Origin of the sequence: Sphingomonas sanxanigenens DSM 19645 = NX02 (assembly GCF_000512205.2) — a bacterium.
Classification (GTDB): domain Bacteria; phylum Pseudomonadota; class Alphaproteobacteria; order Sphingomonadales; family Sphingomonadaceae; genus Sphingomonas_D; species Sphingomonas_D sanxanigenens.
Genome location: NZ_CP006644.1, coordinates 2,085,976 through 2,101,881, shown reverse-complemented (window position 1 = coordinate 2,101,881; position 15,906 = coordinate 2,085,976). Strand labels below are relative to the sequence as shown.

General features: G+C 67.2%; 15 protein-coding genes. 8 read left to right on the top strand and 7 right to left on the bottom strand.

Annotated features, from left to right (window positions below):
- Positions 1-53: 53 nt before the first annotated feature.
- Positions 54-1,106, bottom strand: a complete 1,053-nt coding sequence (locus NX02_RS09690; RefSeq protein ID WP_025291995.1) for a LacI family DNA-binding transcriptional regulator — start codon at positions 1,104-1,106, stop codon at positions 54-56.
- 127 nt (positions 1,107-1,233) lie between these two features.
- Here NX02_RS09690 and NX02_RS09685 point away from each other — a divergent pair, with 127 nt between their 5' ends.
- From NX02_RS09685 to NX02_RS32345, 3 genes are read left to right on the top strand one after another with little or no spacing between them, the layout of a single operon-like run.
- Positions 1,234-2,025, top strand: coding sequence for a 2-keto-4-pentenoate hydratase (locus NX02_RS09685; protein WP_025291994.1), 792 nt, complete (start codon positions 1,234-1,236; stop codon positions 2,023-2,025).
- Positions 2,026-2,054: 29 nt separating this feature from the next.
- Positions 2,055-3,332 carry an MFS transporter gene (locus NX02_RS32350; RefSeq protein WP_025291993.1) on the top strand — a complete coding sequence of 426 codons (1,278 nt, stop codon included), beginning with the start codon at positions 2,055-2,057 and terminating at the stop codon, positions 3,330-3,332.
- A gap of 18 nt (positions 3,333-3,350) precedes the next feature.
- On the top strand, positions 3,351-4,829 hold the full coding sequence (locus tag NX02_RS32345; RefSeq protein ID WP_025291992.1) for a UxaA family hydrolase: 1,479 nt from the start codon (positions 3,351-3,353) through the stop codon (positions 4,827-4,829).
- A 35-nt stretch (positions 4,830-4,864) separates the two neighbouring features.
- Here NX02_RS32345 and NX02_RS09670 read toward each other — a convergent pair whose 3' ends face one another.
- Both NX02_RS09670 and NX02_RS09665 read right to left on the bottom strand, forming a co-directional pair.
- On the bottom strand, positions 4,865-6,040 hold the full coding sequence (locus NX02_RS09670; protein ID WP_425424034.1) for an MFS transporter: 1,176 nt from the start codon (positions 6,038-6,040) through the stop codon (positions 4,865-4,867).
- On the bottom strand, positions 6,037-7,188 hold the full coding sequence (locus tag NX02_RS09665; RefSeq protein WP_025291990.1) for an alkene reductase: 1,152 nt from the start codon (positions 7,186-7,188) through the stop codon (positions 6,037-6,039). The genes NX02_RS09670 and NX02_RS09665 overlap by 4 nt, the downstream gene beginning before the upstream one ends.
- A gap of 102 nt (positions 7,189-7,290) precedes the next feature.
- Between NX02_RS09665 and NX02_RS09660 the strand changes: the two genes are divergently transcribed.
- On the top strand, positions 7,291-8,169 hold the full coding sequence (locus NX02_RS09660; RefSeq protein WP_025291989.1) for a LysR family transcriptional regulator: 879 nt from the start codon (positions 7,291-7,293) through the stop codon (positions 8,167-8,169).
- Between the two features lie 41 nt (positions 8,170-8,210).
- Entirely contained in the window at positions 8,211-9,449 is a 1,239-nt protein-coding gene (gene kynU, locus NX02_RS09655; RefSeq protein WP_025291988.1) for a kynureninase, read from the top strand.
- Positions 9,450-9,487: 38 nt separating this feature from the next.
- On the opposite strand, the gene NX02_RS09650 is transcribed toward kynU, so the two are convergent.
- Positions 9,488-10,753 (bottom strand): cytochrome P450, encoded by a 1,266-nt coding sequence (locus NX02_RS09650; RefSeq protein ID WP_025291987.1) that lies wholly within the window; start codon positions 10,751-10,753, stop codon positions 9,488-9,490.
- A gap of 194 nt (positions 10,754-10,947) precedes the next feature.
- Between NX02_RS09650 and NX02_RS09645 the strand changes: the two genes are divergently transcribed.
- The 3 genes from NX02_RS09645 (at position 10,948) to NX02_RS09635 (ending at position 13,084) form a co-directional block, all read left to right on the top strand.
- Positions 10,948-11,751, top strand: coding sequence for an SDR family NAD(P)-dependent oxidoreductase (locus tag NX02_RS09645; RefSeq protein WP_025291986.1), 804 nt, complete (start codon positions 10,948-10,950; stop codon positions 11,749-11,751).
- 122 nt (positions 11,752-11,873) lie between these two features.
- Positions 11,874-12,575: an outer membrane protein gene (locus NX02_RS09640; RefSeq protein ID WP_158013979.1), complete on the top strand. Its 702-nt coding sequence runs from the start codon at positions 11,874-11,876 to the stop codon at positions 12,573-12,575.
- A 74-nt stretch (positions 12,576-12,649) separates the two neighbouring features.
- Positions 12,650-13,084 (top strand): cupin domain-containing protein, encoded by a 435-nt coding sequence (locus NX02_RS09635; RefSeq protein ID WP_025291984.1) that lies wholly within the window; start codon positions 12,650-12,652, stop codon positions 13,082-13,084.
- A gap of 3 nt (positions 13,085-13,087) precedes the next feature.
- Here NX02_RS09635 and NX02_RS09630 read toward each other — a convergent pair whose 3' ends face one another.
- From NX02_RS09630 to NX02_RS09620, 3 genes are read right to left on the bottom strand one after another with little or no spacing between them, the layout of a single operon-like run.
- Positions 13,088-13,864: an L-fucose dehydrogenase gene (locus tag NX02_RS09630; RefSeq protein WP_025291983.1), complete on the bottom strand. Its 777-nt coding sequence runs from the start codon at positions 13,862-13,864 to the stop codon at positions 13,088-13,090.
- On the bottom strand, positions 13,861-15,138 hold the full coding sequence (locus NX02_RS09625) for an L-fuconate dehydratase (RefSeq protein ID WP_025291982.1): 1,278 nt from the start codon (positions 15,136-15,138) through the stop codon (positions 13,861-13,863). The genes NX02_RS09630 and NX02_RS09625 overlap by 4 nt, the downstream gene beginning before the upstream one ends.
- Positions 15,135-15,878: an SDR family oxidoreductase gene (locus NX02_RS09620; protein WP_025291981.1), complete on the bottom strand. Its 744-nt coding sequence runs from the start codon at positions 15,876-15,878 to the stop codon at positions 15,135-15,137. Before NX02_RS09620 ends, NX02_RS09625 begins: the two co-directional genes overlap by 4 nt.
- Between the last annotated feature and the right edge of the window lie 28 nt (positions 15,879-15,906).

Sequence of the window (15,906 nt, the reverse complement as noted above, 5' to 3'; positions counted from 1 at the left end):
GTCCTCCCTATACGGAATGGGTGCGGGACACCGGTGTCAGGCTCGCGCTGATATCAGCCGCCGGATGGGGGTGCAACCGAAGCGCGACGAATCAGGGTGGAACTGAAGGTCGAAGGTTCGCTGACCTGCCCGCCCTCGCCGATCGCCACACCGATGATCTTGAGCGCCGCCGCGCGGCCCATCGCCATGATCGGCCAGCGCACCGTCGACAGCGGCGGCCACACCCGCGTCGTCACGGGCGTATCGTCGAACCCGATGATCGACAGTTCCTCCGGCACCTGGATGCCGCGGAGCCGTGCGGCATAGAGGACGCCCGCGGCCATTTCGTCATTGCTGGCGAAGATCGCGGTCGGGCGCGGCGACAGGTCGAACAGGCTCTCCGACGCCGAAATGCCCGACTCGAACGTGTATTGTCCGTCTGCGATAAGGCTGCGTGGCAACGAGATACCGGCCTCGGCCAGCGCCAGTTCGAAGCCGTCGCGCCGCTCCTTCGCCGAGCGGAAACCATGCGGTCCCGCGATCAGCCCGATGCGGCGATGACCCTGCTGGATCAGATGGCGCACCGCCTCCGCCACCGCGTCGCGATCGTTGGAAACCACCATATGCTCATTGTCGTCGAGCACCGCGGAGCCGACGCGGACATAGCGGCACCCCTCATTGTCGCAGAGTTGGGCGAGCCGATCATTCTCGGAAAGCGGCGGCAATATGATCACGCCATAGAGCCGCTGGCGGACGATGAAGCCGCGAATATCGTCCATCACCCGCGCCGAACCGCGATCGACCGGGCGCACGATCAGTTCGAACTCGGTATCGTGCAACGCCTCGAGCACGCCGCGCTGCATGCTGAGGATCATCTGCTGGTTGGGGTTGTCATAGACCATCCCGATCAGGAAGTTCCGCCCCAGCGCCAGCGCCCGCGCCTGCGGGTTGGGCACATAGTTCGTCTCGCGGATGATCGCTTCCACCCGCTCGCGCGTCTGCGCGTTGAGCAAGGGCGACCGGTTGATGACACGGCTGACCGTTTTTTTCGACACCCCCGCCATCCGCGCGATGTCGTTGATCGTGAGTTTGGCAGTGACGGATTCGTCTTGTGCTTTGTTCGCCATGGCTGACCTTATCGCGCGATGCTGCGCGGCACAAACGATCCTCCCCTACCGCCAGCGCCGCGTTGTCTTGTAAGTGACACCGGTTTCTCCTACCACGTGCCCCACGACCATCAAGTGGAGAACAGGTGTGACCTCAGAGGGGATCGCCCATCGTTTCGTTGACGCCAGGCTGAGCGCCGGCGTGGTGCCAGACTACCCCGGCGAGATGCCGCAATCGCTGAGCGACGCCTATGCCATTCAGGCGCAAGCGATTCCGCGGATGGGCGCGACGATCGGCGGCTGGAAGGTCGGCCGCATCCTGGGCGACTGGGTCGCCCGCACCGGCGGCGCGCACCATCTCGCCGGCCCGATCTTCGCCGACACCATCTTCGATCTTTCCGACGACAGCCCGGCGCTGATCTTTGAGGATGGCTTCGGTGCGGCGGAGGCCGAATTCCTGCTGCGCGTCGGTGCCGCGCCCGAAGCGGGCAAGACCGCGTTCACGCTGGAAGAGGCCGCAGCGCTGATCGATGCGGTGCATATCGGCTTCGAGATCGCCAGTTCGCCCTTCCCGGGCATCAACGATCATGGCCCGGCGATCACGATCAGTGATTTCGGCAACAATAACGGATTGTTGATCGGCCCCGCCATCGCCGAGTGGCGCACCAGCGGATTCGAGGACGCCGAGGTCAGCACGACGATCGACGGCGCGGCGGTCGGCACCGGCAAGGCCAGCGCGTTCGTCGACGGCACGATCGGATCGGTACGCTTCCTGTTCGAAAACCTCGCGCGGCGCGGTTTACCGATCACGCCGGGCCAATGGGTCTCGACGGGCGCGGTTACCGGTGTACATAAGGTCACCGTCGGCCAGCGCGTCGAAGCGGACTTCGGCCGGTTCGGAACGATTGGCTGCACGATCGGGGCGCAACAGCCGCGCTGAGCGCGGCTGTTCCAGGTGAGAGGATAAGAATGGCGAGCAGCGTGGAGAAGGCGACCGAAAAGGTCGGTCGCTATCGGTGGGTTGTGGTTGCGCTGCTGTTTGCCGCGACCGCGATCAACTATATCGACCGGCAGATGATCGGCGTGCTGAAGCCGACCTTGCAAGCCGATCTCGGCTGGACCGAGAGCGATTTCGCCACCATCGTCTTCTATTTCCAGCTCGCTTATGCCGTCGGCTATCTCAGCTTCGGCAAGATCATCGACGTGCTCGGCGCGCGCGTCGGCTATGCCGTCGCGATCGTGATCTGGACGATCGCGCACATGGGCCACGGCCTCGCCACCAGCGTCACCACGTTCGCGATGGCGCGATTCGGCTTGGGCATCGGCGAATCGGGCAACTTCCCCGCCGGTATCCGCGCCGTCGCCGACTGGTTCCCGCAGCGCGAGCGCGCCTTCGCGATCGGCCTGTTCAATGCAGGTGCCAACGTTGGCGCTATCATCACCCCGCTGCTCGTGCCGTTGCTCGTGCTGTGGTTCGACTGGCGCGTGGCGTTCTACGTCACCGGCATCTTCGGCATTCTCTGGCTGATCGCCTGGTGGGCGCTCTATCGCCACCCGAACGAGCACCCGAAAATCACCGCCGCCGAACTCGCCTGGATCCGGCAGGATCCGGAGGACACGGTCGAGAAGATCGGCTGGGGCCGCATCCTGACGATCAAGGAAACCTGGGCGTTCGCGCTGGGCAAGTTCTTCATCGATCCGATCTGGTGGTTCTTCCTGTTCTGGCTGCCCGGCTATCTGTTCGAGCGCTACGACATGGACCTCAAGACCTTCGGCCTGCCGCTCGCCGCGATCTATCTGATCTCCGATGGCGGCAGCATTGCCGGCGGCTGGCTGTCGTCGCGGCTGATCAAGGCGGGGTACAGTGTCAATTACGCCCGCAAGATCGCGATGCTGATCGCGGCGGTCTGCGTGCTGCCGATCTTCTTCGCGCAGAGCATCGACAGCGTCTGGATGGCCGTGCTGATCATCGGCATCGCTACCGCGGCGCACCAGGCCTTCTCGGCCAACCTCTACACCTTCCCGTCAGACGTGTTCCCGCGCAGCGCGGTGGGTTCGGTGATCGGCATCGGCGGCACCATGGGTGCGATCGGTGGCATGGTGATGTCGATCTTTACCGGCTACATTCTCGAAGCGACCGATAATAATTACTCGGTGCTGTTCGCGGTGTGCGCTGCTGCCTATATGCTGGCCCTGTTGACCGTCCACCTGCTGTCGCCGCGCCTCGAGCGCGTCAGCGTGGCGTAATCGGGACCGTTCCTGAACATGACCACTGCCGTTCGAATCCACCCCGCCGACAGCGTCGCCGTGACGCTGTCTCCGATTTCCGCCGGCGAAGAGGTTACCGCCGGCGGGATCACCGTCCGGGCCGCGCAGGACATTCCGTCCGGCCACAAGATCGCGCTGGTCCCGATCGCGGCGGGCGAGTCACCGATCCGCTATGGCTTCCCGATCGGCCACGCGATCTCGGCGATCGCACCGGGCGATCACGTCCACAGCCACAACGTCGCGACGTCGCTCGCCATCGATGGCAGCTATCGCTACGAGAAGCCGGCCGACCATGCTCCCCCCGCCCCTGCCCACCGCAGCTTCATGGGCTATCGCCGTGGAGACGGCAGCGTCGGGACGCGTAACGAGATCTGGATCATTCCCACGGTCGGCTGCGTCGGGCGCACAGCCGACCGGCTCGCGGCGATGGCGGAGCGCGAGTCGTTCGCCGGCATCGAGGGCGTCCACGCCTTTCCGCACCCGTTCGGGTGCTCGCAGCTTGGTGACGATCTCGAAGGCACCGGCGCGATCCTAGCCGCGCTGGCGTGCAATCCCAATGCCGGCGGCGTGCTGCTGCTCGGCCTCGGCTGCGAATCGAACCAGCTTTCCGGCATGGTTGAGCGGCTCCCCGAAGGCCGGCGAGACCATGTCCGGTGGTTTACCGCGCAGGGCGTCGACGACGAGATCGAGCGCGGTATGGAAGCGATCGAGGACCTTGCCCGCCACGCCGCCGCGCAACGGGAGCCGGTGCCGCTTTCGGCGCTTCGCCTGGGCGTGAAGTGCGGCGGCTCCGATGGCCTGAGCGGCGTCACCGCCAATCCGCTGATCGGCCGCATCGCCGATGCGGTGGGCGATGCCGGCGGCCATGTGCTCTTGACGGAAATCCCCGAGATCTTCGGCGCCGAGCAGGTGCTGATGGACCGCTGCGTCGACCGCCCGACCTTCGACGCCCTCGCGGCGCTGGTCGGCCGTTTCAAGCGCTACTTCGCCGACCATGGTGAGCCGGTCTCCGAAAATCCCAGCCCCGGCAATATCCGCGGCGGCATCACCACGCTGGAAGAAAAGTCGCTCGGCGCCGTCCAGAAAGGCGGCCATGTTCCGGTGACCGACGTCATCCATTATGGCGAGCGCATGACCCGCACCGGCCTGACGGTGCTCGAAGCACCCGGCAATGACGCGGTCTCGACCACCGCGCTCGCTGCCGCCGGCGCGACGCTGACCCTGTTCTCCACTGGCCGCGGCACGCCGCTCGGCAGCCCGGTGCCGACGGTCAAGGTCGCATCGAACAGCGCGCTCGCTGCGGCCAAGCCCCGCTGGATCGACATCAATGCAGGCGACGCGCTCGATGCCGGCATGGATGCGGTGTTCGAGGATGCGCTCGACACCATCCTCGCCATCGCTTCGGGCACGCCTGCGCGCAACGAAACCAATGGCGAGCGCGGTATCGCCATCTGGAAGCGCGGCGTCACGCTCTGACCCTTCCCTCCTCCCGCGAGCGGGAGGAGGCTCATTCACCGCTTTGCGAAAATCTGCAGCCCCGCGGCACCGATCGCACAGATGACACCAAGCGCGGCGACACCACTCCAGCCGGCGAGCGCCCATGCCTGGCTCGCGGCCGCCGATCCTGCCGCGCCACCCATGAACATCGTGCCCATGAAAAGGGTGTTGATCCGCGCCCGCGCCTCGGGCCGGAGCGCATAGACGATGTGCTGGTTGGAGACGAGCGAGGCGTGCACCGCGAAGTCGAGGAGCACCACGCCGATGACCAGCCCCGCGATCGAGGTCCACAACCCGAGCAGCGCCCAGGATCCGAGCGCGAGCAGGGCGCCGATCAGGATCGCGCCGTGCGGCCCGCGGCTGTCGGCCATTCGCCCGGCGACAGGCGCCGCCAGCACGCCCACCGCGCCGATCACACCGAACAGCCCCGCAATGTCGGCGCCAAAGCCGAAGCGCGGCTCGGCCAGATGCAGCGCAAGCATCGACCAGAAGGCCGAAAAGGCGCCGAACATCAGCGCCTGCGTGATCGCCGCCAGCCGCAATGCCGGAAATTCGCGCCACAGCGCCACCATCGAGCGGAGCAAGGCCGGATAGCTCAGTTGCATATCGGGCGCGCCGCGTGGCAGCCGCGATCCCATCCATGCCGCGGCCGCCAGCGCCACCGGCACCGCCAGCCAGAACATTGCCCGCCAGCCGAACTGCACGGCGACGAGTCCGGCGAGCGCGCGGCTGAGCAATATGCCGCACAACAGCCCGGACATAACGACGCCCACCGTCTCGCCGCGCCTTTCCGGCGCCGCGAGATGGGCGGCGAAGGGCACGATCTGCTGCGCGACGGTGGCCGCCGCGCCGACGATCACCGAGGCCAGGATCAGCATGGTCGCGCTGGGCGAGACCGCCGCCGCCGCCAGCGCAACGGCGAGCAGCCCGAACTGGAGCATGATCAGCCAGCGCCGCTCGTGCAGATCGCCCAGCGGCACCAACAGGAAAAGGCCGGCCGCATAGCCCAGTTGGGTTGCGGTCGGCACCAGGTTGATCAGCCCATCGCCCAGTTCGTGCCCGATCACGCCGAGCATCGGCTGGTTGTAATAGATGTTGGCGACTGCGAGGCCGCACGCCGCGGCCATCGCGAAGGTCAGCCCGCGCCCCATGCCGACGGTCGGCATGGGCGCAGTGCCGGCGCTGCTCACGCCGCGACCTGTTCGGCGTCGGCGACCGCGTCGAGCGTCGGATAGTCGATATAGCCGCGCTCGGCGCCGCCATAGAAACTGGGGCGGTGATAGCGGTTCATTGCGGCGTGCTCGGCAAGGCGACGCGGCAGATCGGGGTTGGCAATGAACAGGCGTCCGAACGCAATCGCATCCGCCCTTCCCTCTTCGATCGCGGCACGCGCGGTGTCGCCGACATAGCCGCCGGCCGAGATCACCGCACCGGGAAAATTGCGCTTGAGCAGCTTGCCCGCATCCGCCGCGGAGGCATCGATGGCGTTGACGTCGCTGGTCTGGTCCGCGCGCGGTTCGACCACATGGAGATAGGCGAGGCCGCGACGGCCGAGTTCGGTGCCGACATGGGCATAGAGGTTCGCGGGATCGCTGTCGCCCATGCCGTTGAACGTACCCCAAGGCGAAAGACGCACGCCGACCCGATCCGGCGACCATGCTGCGGCAACCGCATTGACGACTTCGAGCAGGAAGCGCGCACGGTTGGCGATCGAGCCACCATAGCCATCCTCACGCCGGTTGCTCGAATCCTGCAAAAACTGGTCGATCAGATAGCCGTTGGCGCCATGGATCTCGACGCCGTCGAACCCGGCCTCGCGGGCGTTGCGCGCAGCCTGCGCGAAATCGGCGACGATGCCGTCGATTTCATCCTTGGTCAGCGCGTGCGGCAAGACGAGGTCGGCCGGTTCGCCGCTGGCATCGATGTGCGACAGCCCCTCGGGGAGCACCGCGCTGGGTGCGACTGGCGCGGTACCGCCGGGCTGCATCGTCGGGTGCGAGATGCGCCCGGTGTGCCAGAGCTGCTGGACGATGCGGCCGCCCTTGGCGTGCACCGCCTCGGTCACCAACCGCCAGCCGGCGATCTGCGCCGTGCTATGTATGCCCGGCGCCGCGGGATAGCCGCGTGCCTGCTCGGTGATGTTGGTCGCCTCGGTGATGATCAACCCGCCCCTGCTGGCGCGCTGGCCATAATAGATCGCGTTCATCGCATGCGGCACGTCGCCGGGCTGCCACGAACGCTGGCGCGTGAGCGGCGGCATCACCACGCGGTGGTGGAGCGCGATGGCGCCCAGTTGAAGCGGGCGGAAAAGCGGATCGTCGTGAAGGGCCTGGGTCATCGGGGAAACTCTCTGTCCGAAGTGTTGCAGCGCATCTAGGCGGGTCACGCTTTCCGCTGTAGTGAGCGACATCGGTAGGCCGGCATATCGGGGAGCGATATAATGGACCTCAACGAGGTCGCTGTGTTCGTGGAGGCAGTGCGTGCGGGCAGCCTTGCGAGCGCCGCGCGGCGGCTGGTCGTCGCGCCGATGGTCGCCTCGCGTCGGCTCGCCTCGCTCGAAACCGCGCTCGGCACCCGGCTGGTCCACCGCACCACCCGCGCCCTGTCGCTGACGCCGGAGGGTGAGGCTTTCCTGCCCTATGCGCAGGCGATGCTCGAGAATGAAGCGGAGGCGCTCGGCGCGATCCGCCCTGCCGGCGCAGGTGCATCCGGGCTGCTGCGCGTCACGGCATCGCTGCCGTTCGGTCGCAAGGTGGTAACGCCGATGGTGCCCGGATTCCTCGCCGCCAACCCGTCCGTCCGCATCGATCTGATGCTTACCGACAGCATCGTGGATATCGTGGCACAGGGGCTCGATCTCGCCATCCGCATCGCACCGATGCGCGACAGCGGCCTGATCGCCCGCAAGCTGGCGGACAGCCCCCGCGCACTCTATGCAGCGCCCGCCTATATCGCACGCGCCGGCGTGCCGCGGACACTGGCAGACCTCGCGAAGCACGAATGCCTGCGTGCCACCGACGTCGCCCACTGGCGCTTTCTCGTCGATGGCAAGCCGGTCCGCCAGCGCGTATCCGGCCGCTTCACCTCCAGTTCCTTCGAAGCGCTGCATCGTGCATGCCTCGAAGGGCTCGGCATCGTCAGCCTCGCTTCCTGGGATGCGCACGACGAGGTCGCGGCGGGGCGGATGATCCCCCTGCCGCTGAGCGATGCGCAGATCGCGCCACTGGCGATCTGGGCGGTACAGCCGACGACGCGCTTCGTGCCCGGCAAGGTCCGCGCGTTCATCGCCGCCCTCGAAACGCATCTGCTGACGCGCTGAGCATGATGGACGCGCGATGCGCGTCCGCCCTATGCAGCGGCATGACCGCGTTTCCGACACTCGATGAGGCACGCGCGCTCGACGCGGCCGATCCGCTGCGCGACCGTCGCGCCGATTTCACGCTGCCCGAGGGGGTGATCTATCTCGACGGCAACTCGCTGGGCGCGCTGCCGCGGCGCACCGCCGGCGCGGTTGCCGATCTCGTCACCCGGCAATGGGGTGAGCATCTGATCGCGAGTTGGAACATGCATGGCTGGATCGATGCCCCGGCAAGGCTCGGCGCGCGCATCGCGACGCTGGTGGGCGCGGCATCGCATGAGGTGATCGTGGCCGACTCCACATCGGCGAACATCTTCAAGCTCGCCGTTGCCGCATGCCGCGCGCGCCCCGGCCGTCGTACGATCCTGTCCGAGCCGGGCAATTTCCCAACGGACCTCTATGTCGCCAGCGGTGTCGCCGCGACGGTGGGGGTCGAACTGCGCATCGCCGCCCCGGAGGCGCTGGTCGATGCGATCGATGACGACACCGCGGTCGTGCTGCTCACGCATGTCCATTACAAGTCGGGGCACCGCCACGACATGGCTGCGATCACCGTCGCCGCCCAGGCGCGCGGCGCGCTCACCCTCTGGGATCTCAGCCACAGCGCGGGTGCGGTCGCCGTCGATCTCAACGGCAGCAACGCCGATCTCGCGGTAGGATGCGGCTATAAATATCTGAACGGCGGCCCCGGGGCGCCGGCCTTCCTCTTCGTCGCCGAACGCCATCACGGCCTGCTCGAATCGCCCCTGTCGGGCTGGATGGGCCATGCCGCGCCCTTCGCATTCGACGATGCCTATGCACCGGCGCCCGGCATCCGCCGCTTCCTGTGCGGCACGCCGCCGATCGTGGCGATGGCCGCACTCGAAGCCGGCATCGCCTGCTTCGACGACGTGGCGATGGCGGATCTCGAAGCCAAGTCGGCGGCGCTGTGCGACCTGTTCATCGCCGGCGTCGAGTCACGTTGCGCGGGCCACGGCTTCACCCTCATCACGCCGCGCGACGCCGGACGCCGCGGCAGCCATGTCTCCGTCGCGCACGATCAGGCCTTCCCGATCTGCCAGGCGCTGATCGCGCACGGCGTCGTCGGCGACTTCCGCGCGCCGGACGTGCTGCGGATGGGCTTCACGCCGCTCTATACCCGGTTCGAGGATGTCTGGCGGGCTGTGGAGATCCTCGGCGACGTGATGGAGCGGCGGGCTTGGGACGATCCGCAGTTCCGTGTGCGCGGGGCCGTGACGTGATGGCCAAAGCCCTTTCCCGCGACATGCGGACCGGGGCTTTATCTGGAAATCCGGACCGGCACCGTCGTGTAGCCGTTAACGAAGGTCGAAAAGGTCCGTTGCGGCTCACCTGCCAGTTCGATGGTGCGGAACCGGGCGAGGAACTCCTGCCACAGAATCTCCACCTGCAGTTCTGCGAGCCGCGCACCGATGCAGCGGTGGATGCCGGTGCCGAAGGAGAGGTGCCGGCGGGCATTGGGCCGATCGAGCATGAAGCGTCCGGCATCCTCGAACACGGTCTCGTCGCGATTGGCGGAAAGATACCAGAGTACGACCTTCTCCCCCGCCGGAATCATCTGCCCATCGACCTCCACGTCGCAGGTCGTCGTGCGGCGCATATGCGCCAGCGGCGTCTGCCAGCGGATGATCTCGCTCGCCAGATTGCGCGTCAATGAAGGATCGGCGCGCAGCCTGGCGAACTCTCGCGGGTAGCGGTCGAGCGCGACGACGCTACCGCTGAGGCTGTTGCGCGTCGTGTCGTTGCCTCCCACGATCAGCAGCACGATATTGCCGTAGAAGAGCGGGCGCGACATGTCGCGCGTCTCCGCGCCGCCGGCCAGCATCGAGATCAGGTCATCGCCGCCCGGCTCCGCCAGACGGCGCTGCCACATCGCTTCGAAGGTCCCGAAGCATTCGCGCATGATCCGCAGCTTTTCCTCCTGCGTCGCGACGACACCGGCGCCGGGCATCGACACCATCACGTTCGACCAGTGGATCAGATCACGCGCGCGTTCCTGCGGATAACCGAGCAGCCAGGCGAGCGTGCGCGCGGTGAGTTCCATCGAGACGCGATCCGCCCAGTCGAACGTCTCGCCGATCGGCAGGCCATCGAGGATCTCCTGCGACCAGGCCCGCACCTGATCGGCGATGAGGGAAACCTGCCGCGGCGCGAATGCCGGCGCCACCACCCGGCGCTGCGCGGTGTGCGCGGGCGGATCCATCGCGATGAACGAGGGCAGGAATTCCTCGTCCGTCGCCGAGGAGCGGATCGTGATGCCGCCGTTGAAATGGTCCGATGAAAAACGCTCGGTATCCAGTTCGATCGCGGAGATCTCGGCGTGGCGAGTGATCGACCAATAGGATCCGAAAACCCCGTCGCGGCAATGATGGACGGGCGCCTCGCGCCGCAACCGCTCCAGATAAGGTTCGGCAAGACCGAGTTCGAACAGGCGCGGTTGGGCGACGTCGATCCGGTCGATCGGCAGGTCGCGCAGCGCGGTCTCGAGATCGCGAGCGTCGCTGGCGAGGGGCGGGGCTAGGTCCATGGCACTCTCCTTGGTCGGCCTGCCCGTCTCGGCCCCTGCGGCTACCGGCGCGCTACGTCGCGCCGCCGCGCGGTTACGGCGGTAGGCCCGGCCTCTCGGTTACGGCAGCAACAGCGGCCCGTCACGCCCGACATGCGCGCGTAGCCCGCGCCCGGCAGCAGCCGCACCTTGCCTACAGTTGCAGGAGCCTGCCCATGCTTTTCGTACCGTCTGCCGCCAAAGATCTGGTCGATCTGCGAGCGGTCGTGATCGGCGGCACTCGCGGGATCGGCCGGGCGGTACGCACCGGCCTGCTGGCGCGCGGCGCGACCGTGGTCACCGGCGGGCGCGGCGATGGCGTGCTGGAAGGGGTGGAACCGCAACCGCCCCTGCCCGGCTGCGATGTCCGTTCGGGCGCCGCGGTGGCCGATTTTCTAGCCGCGGCATCGGAGGCGATGGGCGGTATCGACGTCGTCATCAACTGCGCATCGAGCCTCACGCTCGGCGAGACCGAGGCGGATTGGGACGCCGCGTTCCAGACCGACCTGATGGGCAGCGTCCGCGTCGTTACGCATGCCGTTTCCCATCTTCGTCGCAGCCGCATGGCGGCGATCGTGCTCACCTCCTCGGTGGTCACGCGGCGCCCCGATCCGCAGCGCTTCGCCTATGGCGCGATGAAGGCGGCGATCGAGCATTTCACCGCGAGCGCGGCGCTGCGCCATGCCGCCGACGGCATCCGCATCAACTGCGCGGTTCCGGGATCGACGCACACAGCGATCTGGGATGCGGTGCGCGATCGCGTGCCGCAGATCTATGAGACGACCGTGAGGGACATTCCGCGGGGCCGCCTCGCCGACGCCGACGAGATCGCCTCGGCCATCCTCTTTCTCGCATCGCCGCAGGCCGGCTGGATCACCGGCCAGTGCCTTGCGATCGATGGCGGTCAGGGTCTCGGCACGCGCTCGCTCACCGAGCATTCGCATGCGCATGCGATCCGGCAGAGATTTGCAGAGACATAAGTCTTCTGAATATTTCCTCTGAAATCAACAAGCTGTTTTCAGTGACACGGATGAAAGGTGCGCAATCGATTGAGAGTTCAGCCGCGACGCACGCGGCAACCGACCAAGAAAAGGGATTATCGATGCGCCTTCTCAACCTCACTTTGTCCGCCCTGGTTCTTTCCACTATGGCCGCGGCACCCGCACGTGCCGAGGACGGGCAGATCTATGGCGCGATCTTCGTGGGTGATCGCTTCGGCGAGGACCAAACCTTCCGCGGCGAGACGCTCACCGGCCTGCCGCGCGTGATCGAATCGCCGACCAAGGACGGCGTGATCGGTGGCGCCGTGCTCGGCGCGGTGGTCAAGGATGCAGGATGGGGCCGCATTCGCGCCGAGGCTGAAATCGCCGCCAGCAAGAATTCGGTCAGCCGCCTGATCCTCAACGGGCAGGAGCGCGAATTGCTGCAGGGCCGCAAGTCGGTGACGACGGTGATGGCCAACCTGATCTACGACACGCCCAAGCTGCTCGAGCGCGTGCGCTTCAGCGCGGGCGGCGGCTTCGGCGCGGCCAACATCGACTATAACATCCAATATAATGTCGCCGCCGCCGGCCCGACGATCCTGATCCCCACCAACCAGTCCGGCCGCCTCGCGCTGCAGGCGATCGGCGGCGTCTCGGTGGACATCACCGAGCGCTTCGCGCTGACCGCCGACGTGCGCTACCTGCATGTCGATACGCATCAGGTGGAGCGCTTCAACCAGAGCGCCGGCACGCTCGATTCGACGCTGAAGGCCAAGTATCACAGCACCGCGGTGACCGCGGGCGTGCGCTACTTCTTCTGAGGCGCCAAGGCCTTCAAACATCGGTGTTCGCGCGCCATAAGGCGCGCGAACACCGGCAGGATGGAGGACAGGCGATGGATGAGAGCGCGCGGGCGATCGTGGACCGGCTGGGCCTTGCGCCGCATCCGGAAGGCGGCTGGTATCGCGAGACGTGGCGGGCGCCGGCCGAACCTGGCGTCCGCACCGCGGGCACCGCGATCCATTTCCTGCTCGAGGCCGGGCAGCGCTCGCACTGGCATCGCGTCGATGCTGCCGAGATCTGGCTGTGGCACGCCGGCGCGCCGCTCACCCTTTCGCTCGCCGACAGCGCGGCGGGCCCGGTCCGCACGGTGCGGATGGGCGGCGACGTGCTCGCGGGCGAGAGCCCGCAGGCGGTGGTGCCCGCCCACGCCTGGCAGGCAGCCGCGCCGGAGGGCGGCTGGACGCTGGTCAGTTGCGTCGTCGCCCCCGGGTTCGACTTCGCGGGGTTCGAACTCGCCCCGCCGGATTGGGCTCCGGCGGCTGGCTGAAGGTCAGGCCAGCATTCGATCGAGATGCGTATAGCCGCCGTCGGGGAACACCCATTGTCCCGTCGTGTGGCTGCTGCGCTCGGACAGCAGGAACACCACCGTGTCGGCGATCTCGCGCGCTGTCGTCATGCGCCGTTCCAGCGGGATGCGGTCGGCGATCACGCGCAGTTGCTCCTCGGGATCGTCGAAGCTGTCGAGCCAGCGCGCGTAAAGCGGCGTCATCACCTCGGCCGGCAGCACTGCGTTGACGCGGATGCCGTCGCCGAGCAGCGCCGCTGCCCATTCGCGGGTGAGCCCGAGTTGTGCAGCCTTGGCGGCGACATAGCCGCTGGTGTTGCCCTGCCCCGTCACCGCGGTCTTCGACGAGATGTTGACGATCGCGCCGCGGCTCGCGCGCAGGTGCGGCAGGCAGTGATGCGCCATGCCGTAATAATGCGCGAGGTTCGCGGTCACCGAGGCGGTGAACGCCGCCGTCCCCGCCTCCAGCCCGATGCCGTCGTTGGCGCCGGCATTGTTGACCAGCCCATGGATGCCGCGGCCCGCCGCGACGATCTCCGTAACTGCCTGCGCGCACGCCGCATCGTCGACCAGATCGGCCTGTACGAACAGATAGTCCGGGCACAAGGCGGCCAGTCGCTCGGCGAAGGCGCCGTCGATCGGGCTGCGGCCGATGATCGCGGGGATCGCCCCCTCCTCCGCCAGCACCTCCGAGATGGCGGCGCCGATGCCGGCGCCGCCGCCGGTGACGATCACCAGCTTGCCGTCGAGCCCCAGCCTCATTTGTCCACCCGATACTGCGCGATCGACTCCGGTTTCATCTCGATCGAGAAGCCGGGCAGCGTCGGCGGCATATAGGCCGCATCGCGGATGATACACGGATCGACGAAATGCTCGTGCAGATGGTCGACATATTCGATCACCCGATCCTCGGTCGTCGCCGAGAAGCAGAGATAGTCGATCATCGACAAATGCTGGACATACTCGCACAGTCCTACACCGCCGGCATGCGGGCAGACCGGCAGGCCCTGCTTGGCAGCCATCAGCAGCACCGCGAGAATCTCGTTGACGCCGCCGAGGCGGCAGCTGTCGATCTGCACCACGTCGATCGCGCCGCGCATCATGAACTGTTTGAACATGATGCGGTTCTGGCACATCTCGCCGGTCGCCACCTTCACCCGCCCGATATTCTCGCGGATCTTACGGTGGCCCTCGATATCGTCCGGACTGGTCGGCTCCTCGATGAACCACGGATCGGCGAAGGCGAGCGCGTTGACCCACTCGATCGCCTGACCGACTTCCCAGATCTGGTTGGCGTCGATCATCAGCCGACGGTCCGGCCCCAGCACCTCGCGCGCGATGCGCAGGCGGCGGACATCATCGTCGAGGTCACGCCCGACCTTGAGCTTGATATGGTTGAAACCGGCATCCACCGCTTCGGTCGCCAGCCGGCGCAATTTCTCGTCCGAATAACCGAGCCAGCCCGCCGAGGTGGTGTAGCAGGGATAGCCCTGCGCCTCGAGCCGCGCGCGCCGCTCGGCCTTGCCGTCCGCCGCCTTGGTCAGCAGCGCCAGCGCCTCTTCGGGGGTGATGCAATCGGTGATGTAGCGGAAGTCGATCGCGCGAAGGATTTCCTCCGGACTCATGTCGGCGACGAGCTGCCACACCGGCTTGCCCTCCGCCTTCGCCCACAGATCCCACACCGCGTTGACCACGGCACCGGTCGCGAGGTGGATCGCGCCCTTGTCCGGACCGATCCAGCGCAACTGGCTGTCTCCGGTCACGTGCCGCCAGAACCGGCCCGGATCCGCACGCACCCAATCCAGTTCGAGGCCGACGACGAGATGCTCCATCGCACGGATCGCGGCGACGCAGATATCGTTGCCGCGGCCGATCGTGAAGGTCAGGCCGTGGCCCTCGAGCCCCGGCTGGTCGGTTTCGAGGATGACATAGGCGGCCGAATAATCGGGATCGGGGTTCATCGCGTCCGATCCGTCCAGCGCAAGGCTGGTCGGGAAGCGGATATCGGCAGTGCGAAGAGCGGTGATACGGGTCATTCGACGGTCCATCCGCCATCGATCACGGCGGTGGTACCGGTGACGAACGCGCTGTCGTCCTCGGCCAGATGCAGCGCGACGGCGGCGATTTCTTCGGGGCGGCCGAGACGGCCGATCGGCTGGCGCGCGACGAAGCCGGCATAGGCCTCGTCGAACGAGGTGCCGTTCGCATCGGCCACCGCCTGCACGCGGGCAAGCAGCGAGGGCGATTCGACCGTGCCGGGGCAGATCGCGTTGCAGCGGATGCGCTGGGCGACATAATCCGCTGCGACCGCCTTGGTCAGCCCGATCACCGCCGCCTTGCTGGCGCCGTAGGCGCAGCGGTTGCGCACCCCGATCAGCGAGGAAGCGACCGACGAAACATTGATGATCGATCCGCCGCCCGCCGCGATCATACCAGGCAGATAGGCGCGGATCATCCGGAACATCGCGGTCGAATTCAACGCGAACGCCGCATCCCAATCCTCGTCGCTGCAATCGAGCGCGGTGCCGGCATGGACGATGCCTGCGGCATTGAGCAGCACGTCGGCCGGCCCGGTCGCCTCGACCAGCGCCGCGATTGCCGCCCTGTCGGTCAGGTCGGCGACATGGGTCTGCACGCCATGCAGGGTCGCCAGCCCGGCGCCGTCGCGATCGACGGCATGGACCGTCGCGCCCTCCACCACGAAACGCTCGACGGCCGCGCGGCCGATTCTTGCGGCGGCGGCGGTCACCACGGCCGTCTTGCCCGATAATCTCATTGTCGTTCCGTTCCCGTGAAGATGATCA